The 10818-nt window shown below is 56.4% G+C and carries 9 protein-coding genes; all 9 read right to left on the bottom strand.

Annotated features, from left to right (window positions below; translation table 11 throughout):
* Positions 1–93: DnaB-like helicase N-terminal domain-containing protein (locus tag VKV29_RS05490; RefSeq protein ID WP_324200300.1), on the bottom strand; the 93-nt coding region annotated here is incomplete at its 3' end.
* Between the two features lie 80 nt (positions 94–173).
* Positions 174–701, bottom strand: coding sequence for a 50S ribosomal protein L9 (gene rplI / locus VKV29_RS05485; RefSeq protein WP_324200299.1), 528 nt, complete (start codon positions 699–701; stop codon positions 174–176).
* Positions 702–819: 118 nt separating this feature from the next.
* Positions 820–2286, bottom strand: coding sequence for an MlaD family protein (locus VKV29_RS05480; protein ID WP_324200298.1), 1467 nt, complete (start codon positions 2284–2286; stop codon positions 820–822).
* A gap of 44 nt (positions 2287–2330) precedes the next feature.
* On the bottom strand, positions 2331–3098 hold the full coding sequence (locus tag VKV29_RS05475; RefSeq protein ID WP_324200297.1) for an ABC transporter ATP-binding protein: 768 nt from the start codon (positions 3096–3098) through the stop codon (positions 2331–2333).
* Positions 3095–3907 carry an ABC transporter permease gene (locus VKV29_RS05470; protein WP_324200296.1) on the bottom strand — a complete coding sequence of 271 codons (813 nt, stop codon included), beginning with the start codon at positions 3905–3907 and terminating at the stop codon, positions 3095–3097. Before VKV29_RS05470 ends, VKV29_RS05475 begins: the two co-directional genes overlap by 4 nt.
* A 509-nt stretch (positions 3908–4416) precedes the next feature.
* Positions 4417–5217, bottom strand: a complete 801-nt coding sequence (locus tag VKV29_RS05465; protein ID WP_324200295.1) for an ankyrin repeat domain-containing protein — start codon at positions 5215–5217, stop codon at positions 4417–4419.
* 814 nt (positions 5218–6031) lie between these two features.
* Positions 6032–6382, bottom strand: a complete 351-nt coding sequence (locus VKV29_RS05460) for a YbjQ family protein (protein ID WP_324200294.1) — start codon at positions 6380–6382, stop codon at positions 6032–6034.
* Positions 6383–6410: 28 nt separating this feature from the next.
* The gene (locus VKV29_RS05455) at positions 6411–9356 is read right to left on the bottom strand and encodes a UPF0182 family protein (protein ID WP_324200293.1); all 2946 of its coding nucleotides are present in this window, start codon (positions 9354–9356) and stop codon (positions 6411–6413) included.
* A gap of 723 nt (positions 9357–10079) precedes the next feature.
* Positions 10080–10818, bottom strand: a 739-nt coding sequence (locus VKV29_RS05450) for a hypothetical protein (protein WP_324200292.1), incomplete at its 5' end; no start/stop codon positions are given.

Here is a 10818-nt window from a genome sequence, read left to right as displayed (position 1 = left end):
AGCACGTTCCACCGCACTGCGTTCCAGGAGCATAGATCCGAGAACGGCCTGTTCGGCCTCCAAATTGTTCGGAGGGATGCGGTCGAGAGTCATTTCGGAGCCTGTAGGGTTGATAAAAAGATGACAGAGGGCAAGCGGCTTGCGCTCTCCCTCTGTATCTTAAAGGGTTTTAGCTAGTTTGCGGCAGCGGTTTCCGCGTTGGCTGCTTCGGCAGCGGTCGCCTGTCGCTCTTTCTCACGCTCGGCACGCTGCTCTTCGGTCAATACATAAAGAACGAACTGGGCACGCACTTCGGGGTGAAGGCGCACGCCGATCTCGTAACGCCCGGTGGTGCGAATGGGGTCTACCAAGCCGATCTTGCGCTTATCCACCGTGATACCGAATTTTTGCTGAATGAGGTCGGCCACATCGGCCTCGGTTACGGAACCAAAGAGCCTGGTGGAGTTCGGGCTTGTTTTCACGATAATCTCAAGCTCGGCGCCGTTCAGCTTTTCGGCTTGGCGCTTGGCCTCTTCTAAAGCCTGGGCGCTGCGCTCTTTCTCCCGCGCTAGGCGCGCCTGATGCTGTTTCAATGCGGCCCCGTGCGCCAGCACCGCAAGGCGTCGCGGAAACAGGTAGTTGCGTGCATAGCCATCGGCGACGTTGACAATGTCTCCGTCCTGCCCAAGTTTCGGCACGTCCCGTGTTAAAATGACTTTCATGGAAAAATCTCTCCTCAAATTCAAGTGGAAAACCCGAATCGGTTCCGGTTCGACGATGAAAGCGATTCGGTGAGGCATGGGTTGGCGGGCAGACCAATGCCTGCCCGCCGGCAACTTTTCACCGGTTCCACTCTATTCCAACGGCCGGAACCGTACGACGGAAAATGCCTTCTGCGCCGGCCCACAGCCACAGATCACTATTTACCCGATAGAGCGCCTTGGCGTCAAGCCGTGTGTGATTTAGATCGTAAAGGTCGAAACGAAGCCCAAATGGGTTGTTGGACATGTAGTCAAACCCAACGCCTAGCCGCCCTGCGTAGATGCCGTAGCGTAGCAGATCGGCGTCTGTAAGGCGTTGACCAAGCTGGAGATCGAGACGATTGGTCCCCCCTAGGTCATAAAGACCGAGGTTGAGGACGTTATGGCGCCCCAAATTAAGAAAGCCGTTTACATCCACCCGGGTGTAGCCCGGTCGAAAGTCGCGCGTGGCGTCTACGCGCAGGCTGGTTTGAGGCAACTTTATCGTTTTGGCCTTTTTTGCTTTGCCTTGAAGATTATCGAGGATATCGTTGACCTTTTGCATAGCGGCATCGGCTTTGGCGGTGGTGTCGGAGAGGTTTTGGATGGTCTGATGAATGCCGGCGGCGAGTTCGGGGTCGCCCGCTATCTGGTGAATATCGCCCGTGATCTGGCGGACGCTGGCCAGCGTGGAGCGGGCGAGGTCTACCGTCTCTTGGATGGAACGCTGCAGTTGGGGGCTACTGGCCTGCTCGGTTAGCTTTCTCACCACTTCACGGGCATCGTCAATGGTGTTGCCGAGCTTGGTGACAAGGTCGGTTGTTGCATCGGAGAGAGCGTTGAATTTAACCTGCCCGGTCTGAATAAACGCCTCAAGCTCTCGGCTAACGTGCTGGGCGGTAACGGCAGCCTGTTGAGAAACAATGCGGAAGTTCTCCACCGTCTGTTTGAGATCGGCCTGCGTACGTGGGTCGCCGATAAGGCGGTTGGCCGAGGCCACCGTTTGGTTGGAGGTTCGAACAAGTCGGTCGGTATCGGTGATGAGAAGCTGCAGTTTATCGCTTAGTTTGCCGAGATGGCCTTGCATGGCGGTGAGGGTGCCGTTCAGATTTTGCAGCGTTTCGTCAAAATGAGGGCTGAGAGCGGCCAGGGGGCTTTGCGGGGGAGCGCCTTGCACAACGGCGGTGTTGTCTTTTGGTATGGGCGGAGCTAATGCCTGTACCTCAGGGGGAGGCACCACCTCGATCTGAGGCGTTGTGATGAGAATGCCGGAGAGAATGACAAACCGATAGTTAGAGGGAATGCTGTATTTACGCTCAATTTCCAAAACCACCTTAGGCCGAAAAGGCACATGATGCGTATCTATAGAGATGCTTTTCACATCCCCAATAGGCACGCCCTGCATACGCACGATGGATTGCGGCGCCAGCCCTAAGGTATCGTCAAAGTAGACCGTCACCAGATAGACATCGGTGCGCGTATGAGAAAGATAGAGCAGCCCCAAAAAGCCAAGTGCCAAACCGATGAGGGTCAGCAACCCCACTTTTACCAACGATTTCGATTCCATTTTTATCCTCCCATAGGCCTTTCGCGGCGGTCTTCGCTTCTCCTTTAGGATAACCCTTGTGTGCTGAGCAGCAGGTCTTTTTCGGGTGCGATAAACGCTTGAACAACCGGGTTATCCGAGTGCCTTATCTCATTTGGCGTGCCGATGGCGACGATACGCCCTTCATGGAGCATGGCAATGCGGTTTGAAATGGTGAAGATGGAGGCAAGATGATGCGAAACGACCACAGAGGTAACCCCCCGGCGTTTGCACGTCTGCACGATAAGCTGGTCAATGGTGTGTGCCGTAATGGGGTCTAGCCCGCTGGTCGGCTCGTCGTAGAACAGAAACGAGGGGCGCATGGCAAGTGCCCGTGCCAACCCCACACGCTTCTGCATCCCTCCTGAAAGCTGAGCCGGATAGAGCTTTTTCACGCTCTCCTCCAACCCAACGGCCTCTAGCAACTCTTTCACAAGAGCGTCGAGGGCTTCTCGTGTAACCCGCTTTTTATGACGTACCACCCCGAAGACGATGTTATCGTACACCGTAAGCGAGTCGAAGAGAGCCGCATACTGGAACACAAGCCCCATCTTTAATCGCACCCGGTCTAGCTCACGCTCCGGAATCTTGGTAATGTCCTCGCCATCAATAAGCACCTGCCCACTCGTCGCCCTTCGTAGGCCTGTCATGATGCGCAGAAGGGTGGTTTTTCCGCTGCCGCTCTGCCCCATAATCGAGAGAATTTCGCCTTGAGGCACTTCGAGATGGATTTGGTCGAGAATGCGCTTTCCATCCACCTCGTAGACGAGGTCTTTCAAGATAATGGCGCTCATGGTAACTGCACGCCGCCGGAAAGCAGCGGGGTAAGGAACACGTCGGCCACGAAGATGAGGAGCACGCACCAGACCACCGAAGAGGTGGTTGCACGTCCCACACCGGTCGCTCCCCCTTGGGTACGCAGCCCCTGTTGGCAAGCCACCAGCCCCACTATGGCTCCGAAACAGAGCGACTTGATAAGGCCATTAATGAGGTCAAAGGGCTTGACGTAAGTGTAGATCGAGTTGATGTAATCCACATGGGGCACACCACGCAGACCGGCAAATAGATAGCCTCCGTAGATACCCGCGCCATCGGCGAAGATGATTAGTAGTGGCAGCATGGTGATGCAAGCGAGCAAACGTGGCAGAACCAGGTAGCGCACGGGTGAAACGGCCATAGCCCGCAAAGCGTCTACCTGTTCGGTTACCACCATGGTGCCGATTTCGGCGGCGATGGCGGCCCCCACACGAGCGGCAAAAGCCACGCTGCCGAGCACCGGCCCCAGTTCGTTAAGAAAGGCGTAGGCAATAGACCCGCCCACAAAGCCGGTATAGCCTACGGAGAGGGAGATATTGGCCACATAGTAGGCAAACACCGCGCCGGTGGCCGATGAGATCACCAAAACGATCCAGATGGAGTCGGAGCCAAGCGCGGCCATCTGCACAACAAGATCGCGCACGGCAAGCCCGCCCCCTAGCAGTGCCTGCACCGATTCCGCCGCAAGGGTGGCGTTGTCACCGACAAAGGCAAGCCCTGCTTGAATCAGGGAAAGAATGCGTGGTGGTTTTTGGGTATCCTCTTCCTTCGATATCGCCCTCTGCATGACGCAAGTATACCCCGTAGGAGACGGCGCATGGCCGTTTGAATGCCATCTACCGATTTTACGGCTTAGCGGCCTGTTTGGTGGCAAGAGAAAAATAAAGGTGCCCTCACCCAATGGGGTGAGGAGCTGCAGAGACTGCCAATCTCTCAGCTCTAGAGGAATTGCCTTCAGAGCAAGCTTATCTTGTTCGCCCCCTATCCCCTCCTTTCCGTCTTGCAGACAGCAACGCAGCGGCCAGTGAGGTAGACGATCATAGGAGCTGTGCTAGCCGCTGAGTTGGTCACCGCAAGGTGCCCCTCTCCCTGTAGGGTGAGGGGTAAGAGGTGGGGCCGTAGGGGGTGGCCTTGAGGGAAAGGTGCTGAGGGGGAGGGCGTCGGTCTTGAAGAGCCGGTGAGACGACTGTCATTTCGAGCCGAAGGCGAGAAATCTTGAGTTTCACCTCCCATCAGTTTTAAGGGCGAGGGCGTCAGCCTTAAGGGGGTGGGGCTGTAGAAACTGCCAGTCTCGCGCTAGCCTTGCAACATTGCTCCGTTCTCCGGGTGGAGGAAGGGCGCAAAAAGTTGCTGTAGCTCGCGATCGCCTCGATGACGTATAAGGTCAAGAACCGTCCATCCATGGAAGGCGAGGCTCGGGCTTGCGTTATAGCGGAGGAGGGCGCGTATGGACTTTTTATCGTTCAAGAGGGCGGCCAAGTAGAGCACCGGACGCCCGTCCATATCTAAGGCGTTTGGGTTTGCCCCACGGGCCAGCAGTAGGGGGACATCGTCGCTATCTCCCACCTCAATGGCCCAAGCGATAGGAGGGATATTCAGGTCGTTTTGGGCGTTGGGATCGGCGCCATGTGCAAGCAACAGGCGCACGATGGCATGTTGGTGCAGCGACAGCGCCATGATCAGCGGGGTAAAGCGATATTCGTCCCGCGCATCTACAAAGGCGCCATGTGCCAGCAGCTCTTCCACCATGTCGGGTCGTTTATGAATAACGGCCAGCATAAGCGGTGTGGTAACAGGAATGCGTGGGGCGCGCAAAGGCCCGTGCAGGGCGTTTTTGAGGTAGGTGGCCGGTGTGGGCTTAGGGTTTTGATAATCGAGGGGGAAGTTGGGGTCGGCACCGGAGTTTAAGAGGCGCAACAGCATCTCGTTGTCACCGCGCTCGATGGCCACGGCAAGAGAACGATCGTTATACAGTTGATAGAGCCGTGCCAAGAGAGGCTCACCGCCTACAAGGCTCGCCACAAAAAGCAGGGCGGCAAGCAACCCCAAAACAACTTTTCGCCGAACACTCCGTTGTTTTTTCTGTTTATAAGGCATATCCTCCTCGCTTTCTGAAGAGAGTGTACCGATTTTTAGATACCGAATGGAAACCGCCTTTTGTCGCAGAGGCTATTCTATTTTAGGACGATTTTCCCATTTCGTGGATAGGAGCGCGCAACAAACCGAGATACATTTTACCCTTCTTGCATCCCCTCCCCCGCGTACAACGTCGCGGTCTTCCCAGACTGCACTGCTGCGGTCTTCGCAGACAGCGATGCAGCGGTCTTCGCAGACGGCGCAGCAGCGGCCATAGAAAAAGGCGATTAAGGAAACAACACGGGCCGCTGAGTTGGTCACCGCGAGGTGCCCCCCCTCTCTGTAGGGGGAGAGGGCGGGGCAGTGAGGGATACCCTTGAGGGAAAGGCGCAGTGAGCAGCACCGTCAGCATTGAAGAGCCGGTGAGATGAACACCTGTCATTTCGAGCCGAAGGCGAGAAATCTTGAGTTTCACTTCCCCCAGTTCTGAAGGGCAGGGGTGGGACTGCAAAATGCCGACGCCCAAGCCCCCCTCTCATCCCCCCGCACGCGGGGGGAGGGTTGGGGAGGGGCTGTCGAGACTGCCAGTCTCACAGTTCTAGAAGCAGTTTTGCAAAGCAAGCTTATCTTGTTCGCCCCCTATCCCATCCTCTCCCCCGATTCGGGCGGTGCTAGGGCACGGCGATGCAGCGGCTAGAGAAAGAGACGAGTAAGACAAGAGCATAGGCCGCTGAGGCGTGTAGTTGTTTTGAATGGAGAAAGAGGGCGAGTGTGGTTAGTTACCAAAGGAAAGCCTACCCCATTTCTGTAGCCTATCCCCTGTTTAGGCTAGACGTTACGCGCTTAGCGGCTCTACCACAACGGCGGTGCCGTAGGCCAGCACCTCGGTGATGCCTGCCGCGATCTCTGTGGCATCGTAGCGCACGCCGATCACCGCGTTAGCGCCTTTTTCTACCGCGTGCTGAATCATGATCTCGTAAGCCTCCTCGCGCGCATGCTCGCAGAGGTTTGTGTAGAGCGTGATGTTGCCACCGAAGAACGCCTGTATCCCCGCCCCAATATTCCCTAGAACGCTTCGTGAACGCACCGTAATGCCGCGTACCACTCCACACGTTCTCACAATGCGATAACCGGGCAGTTCAAAGGCGGTTGTCACCAAGTTATGATCCATCAGGGAAGATGGCATCTTCATGTCTCCTTCTCTATAGCAAGCCTTAGGGTACCCCGGCAGTGCGTTTAAGCTGCTCTAGGGTCTGTTGCAACTGCTTCATCGTCTGGCCGTAGCCGGCAAAATCGCCCTGACGCAGTTGTTGTTGCGATGTGCTGAAAAGGGAACTGGCTTTTTGGATGAGCAAACGCACCTCTGTCGAGAGGTTACCTGCCGGTTTAGTGGGTATTGTGCTTATGCTTGCCTTCGAGGGAGCTGCAGGAGGCGCGGGCTTGCCTCCGGCACCGTAGCCTGGGAAGAGAAGCGCCAACGCTTGGTCGAGGCTATTGGCCATGACCTCCTGATCGCCATAGGCTACAACCACTTTGGCCAATTTGGGAAGACGGTTCACGTTGCCGGTGGCTTCCACGTAGAGCGGGGCGATATAGAGCAGCGAATGGGCTACGGGAATCACGAGGAGATTTCCGAATTCGGCGGTAGAGCCACCCGCGCGCAACAGAGAGAGTTGGGGCGAGATCACCGGGTCGCTATTGATGCGCTGTAAGACTTGAGTGGGGCCCAGCACCGATACCTGCTGTGGGAACCGATAGAGCACAAGCTGGCCATAGTGGGGTGGGTCGCATCGGGCGCACATCCATCCGAGAATATTCTGGTCTTCTCTGCGGATAGGTGAGAGCGGGCTCATCAGCACAAACTCCTCGCCACCGGAGGCCTGGATGGGGTTGCTAGGTTTGTCGCCGGTGCCCAAGTCGGGCAGATGCATTACCACATAGTAAGGCTCCATCTCACGCGGTTGCTGCTCGATGGTAGAGAGCGGCTCGTCCGGCACTGCCCACACATCTTCACGAAGGTAGAACACACGGGGATCGTCCACATGATACACGGCATAGATGGCGCGTTGAATGCGGAACAGGTCCTCCGGATAGCGCAGATGCGCTCGCATTGCCGGCGAGAGATCGGAAAGTGGGTGAAAAATGCCGGGGAAGATGCGGCTATAGGCCTGTGCGATGGGATCGGAGGGGTCGGCCAAGTAGAGGTTCACGCGGCCGCTGTAGGCATCCACCGTGGCCTTTACGCTGTTACGAATGTAGTTGAGCGATTCGGTGGTCATTGGGTTCACGCTGAGCTGGCGCGGTGTGGCGTAGGGGTAGCGATCGGAAAGAGTATAGCCGTCAATGACCCATACCAGATGTCCGTTATCCGGATCGATCACCAAATAGGGATCGGTGTCTTGTTGCAAGAAGGGGGCTACAAGCTGTACGCGCTCGCGAATATCGCGTCGCCAAAGCACGCGCGTGTTCGGTGTAAGGCTGTGGATGAGCAGAAGATTCCAGTCGTTCAGACGATAGGCAAAGAGGAGTTTGCGAAACAGGGAGTTGCCGATGCGAATCCCCCCATGCCCCTGGTAGAAAGCGTAGTGATCTTGGTCATCGTTGCCTGTTGCCGGATAGTCGAACTCCGGCTGTTGGGTATCTACGTAGACGGGGCGATAGTCTAACATGCCGTAGTAGATTTGGGGATGGGCGATGGTCAATCCGGCGGCTTCACCGGTGGCTTTGGGTGGAAACCCTTCGATGAGGTAGACCGGGTCGCCATCCACGGTCTGGTTCACCGGCGACATCACTACGCCGTAACCATGGGTATAGCTTAGACGACGGTTTTGCCAAGTTTGAGCCGATTCGGGCAGAGCATCCACATCCATCTCGCGGGCGGCAAGCATCACCTGGCGCAGGTGACCCTGGAAGAGATAGCGATCGATATCTATATTAGGCACGCGTTCGCCGCCGGGCAGCAGGGCCTCGAAGCGATAGTAGGGCTTAACCGCCTGTATCTGCTGATAGACCTTGGCAAGATATTTGTAGTCCCAAAGCCGCACATTATCGAGGGTGGCTCGGTTTTTCTCCAGAACGGCCGTGTTGAGGCTGAGATCTGCGGGAAAGTTGTTGACTTGGAGTACGCCCTCTAGCCCGTAGGCCACGCGAGTGAACTGAATGTTGCGTTGGATGTAGGGGCGTTCAAGCCCAAACTGGTTTGGGGCAACCTGCAGCGTTTGGGCTGCTTGAGGTACCACACCACCCAACAGGATAGTGACCACAAGCCAGGCCGCACCGCTCCAAATAGCCGGTTTAAGGCGCCACGTTTTCAGGGCCGCTAAGCTGGCGATGGCCGTAATAATAAGCAAGGCTATCTCAACACGAATGGCGAAGAGGCGATAGTGCACATCCACATAGTCGGCACCCACAAAGATGCCGTTGTCATGCTGTAGGAGGCCGTAGGCTCCGAGATGTGTGCCAAACGCTTGGGTAAGCGCAAGGAGGGCGATAAGCACAAGCGCCGGTCGTAGGGCGCTTTGCGGCAAACCCTCTTCGGGGCGTGCATTGAGTGCCCGTTCCAGGTAGCCGATGCCGATAACCGCTGCTAGCGCCACCAGGAAGGTGATCATAAAAAAGCCCTGAAGATAGCTCAAAAACGGCAACTGAAACACATAGAAGCCGATATCTTTGTGATATACCGGGTCGAGCCGATGAAATGGCACGCTATGGGTAAAAAGCAGCCAATCGTTCCACTCGTCCGAAGCCGACCTTCCCGCCCACAAGCAGAGGATGAGAGCCACAAAGAAAGCGATGCGCCGGAGGAGGCTCGGTAAGGCCGGTTTTTGGCTGCCTCCGAGGCGTTGAACAAGCTGACTCCAGAAGGCATCGGGCGTACTGTTGAGCGTGATGGTCACACTGGTGAAGAAGATGGTAAAGAAGATGACGGCGGCCGCAAAATAGAGCAGCGATTTCGAGATCACCTCGGTGAAGAAAACCTGCCGATAGCCTACCTCTCGAAACCAAAGCCAATCCGTGTAGACCGGCACGAAGTTGTGCAGCACGAGAAAGAGACCAAAAAGCACCAGAAAGGTTATGAGGAAGATCAGCCCTAGTCGGCGTGGGAATGCGGGGGGCTGTTCATGCAATACAATGATCTCCGGTTCGTGCGGTCTAGCCATCGGTTCCTCCAAAGAGCACAACTCCGTGCCGTTTGCCTTTTATACAAAAGCACTTCTCTTCTTCAGTATAGCATACGGAGGAGAACGCTTTTCGGTTTAGTGTGAGAGTGGAGTGCGTCCTCGCGGACAGCGCAGCAGCGGCCTGTGTCGTTTCCTTAATCGTCTCTTTCTCTAGCCGCTGCATCGCTGTCTGCAAGACGGAGAGGATGGGATAGGGGGCGAACAAGATAAGCTTGCTTTGCAAAACTGCCTCTAGAACCGTGAGATTGTCAGCTCCACCCCCTACCCCTAAGGACTGCGGGGAAGTGAAACTCAAGATTTCTCGCCTTCGGCTCGAAATGACAGGTGTTCATCTTGCCAGCTCTTCAAGCCCACTCCCCCCGCCCCTCAAGGCCGACGCCCTCCCCCTCCCCCCATCGGGGAGAGGGGAGACCAGTAAGGCCATCGGCGGTTTGCTACGATAACCTTTCCTCATGGAAACTCAACATAACCGCCCCCTTTCTCCCTAATAGGGGGAAAGGACGGGATAGGGGGCGAGCGAGGCTGACTTGCTTGGTTAACTGCCTCTAGAACCGTAAGATTGGCAGTCTCTGCAGCCCCACCCCCTAACCCCCTCCCCCCATCGGGGAGAGGGGAGATGAGCAAAAGGGGCACGGTCACCGTGCCCCTACAGGCGGTTTCCTTTGACAGGCTTTCCTAGAAGTGCAGGCCCAAATGGCGAGTCTAGTTGCCCGTTGCCACTCGGAGAGCCGGGGAGGCGTCGGCCTGCTGCTGCGCCGGCTTCCGGCGTTTCTCACGTAATATCTCGATGAGATTGGCCGGTGGGCCTACCAACGTTAATGCGACGTAAGGCGCATGAGAGGCTATTATGCCGGCGAACGAACCGGCCGGAGGAGAAGCAATCGAGCCGTAGAGCCACAGGCAGTTCTCCACCGTCGCCACAAGGAAGGCCACCAACATCTGGCCACGCTTCGAGTGAACGGTGGTCTTGGGGTCGGTAATCATGAAGAAGGTAAACAGCTGGTACATAGGCCCGGTGATGGGGGCCACCTCCGTTATAAACGAGTCGTGTAGGATAAGACTACGGAGAAAGGCATAGAAGACGAAGCTCAGTACGTAGGTGAGGCAGATGTGAAAACGTTTGAGACGATAGATCACCAAAGAGCCGACGACCCACACCACAATCATGGGGAGCAACCCATTGCTGAACTGGTTCATCAAGGTGGAAACCGCGTTAGGCGCAATGAAGAGCGTGGCCACAATGCCGAGGTTGGAGGGGTTCCAGAGGTGGCGTCCGTTCACCCGAATAGCATATTTGGAGGTAATGGAGATGGCACTACAGAGCATGTAGGGCCAAACGAAATCCGAACGCAGCAGAATGCCCACGCTAATGCCGCTGACATAGGCGCTGGCAAGGTTTGGCCATTTGCCATAGGTGAGTCGGCCTAGCACCAACTCGGTC

Origin of the sequence: Chthonomonas sp. (genome assembly GCF_035294165.1) — a bacterium.
Classification (GTDB): domain Bacteria; phylum Armatimonadota; class Chthonomonadetes; order Chthonomonadales; family Chthonomonadaceae; genus Chthonomonas.
Note: the sequence above shows the minus strand (reverse complement) of the source record. Positions and strands in the feature narration are given on the sequence as shown.

What these genes read in the sequence shown, in the direction of transcription:
- rplI (WP_324200299.1), bottom strand. Translation starts at nt 701, where the DNA reads ATGAAAGTCATTTTAACACGGGACGTGCCGAAACTTGGGCAGGACGGA.
- VKV29_RS05480 (WP_324200298.1), bottom strand. Translation starts at nt 2,286, where the DNA reads ATGGAATCGAAATCGTTGGTAAAAGTGGGGTTGCTGACCCTCATCGGT.
- VKV29_RS05475 (WP_324200297.1), bottom strand. Translation starts at nt 3,098, where the DNA reads ATGAGCGCCATTATCTTGAAAGACCTCGTCTACGAGGTGGATGGAAAG.
- VKV29_RS05470 (WP_324200296.1), bottom strand. Translation starts at nt 3,907, where the DNA reads ATGCAGAGGGCGATATCGAAGGAAGAGGATACCCAAAAACCACCACGC.
- VKV29_RS05465 (WP_324200295.1), bottom strand. Translation starts at nt 5,217, where the DNA reads ATGCCTTATAAACAGAAAAAACAACGGAGTGTTCGGCGAAAAGTTGTT.
- VKV29_RS05460 (WP_324200294.1), bottom strand. Translation starts at nt 6,382, where the DNA reads ATGCCATCTTCCCTGATGGATCATAACTTGGTGACAACCGCCTTTGAA.
- VKV29_RS05455 (WP_324200293.1), bottom strand. Translation starts at nt 9,356, where the DNA reads ATGGCTAGACCGCACGAACCGGAGATCATTGTATTGCATGAACAGCCC.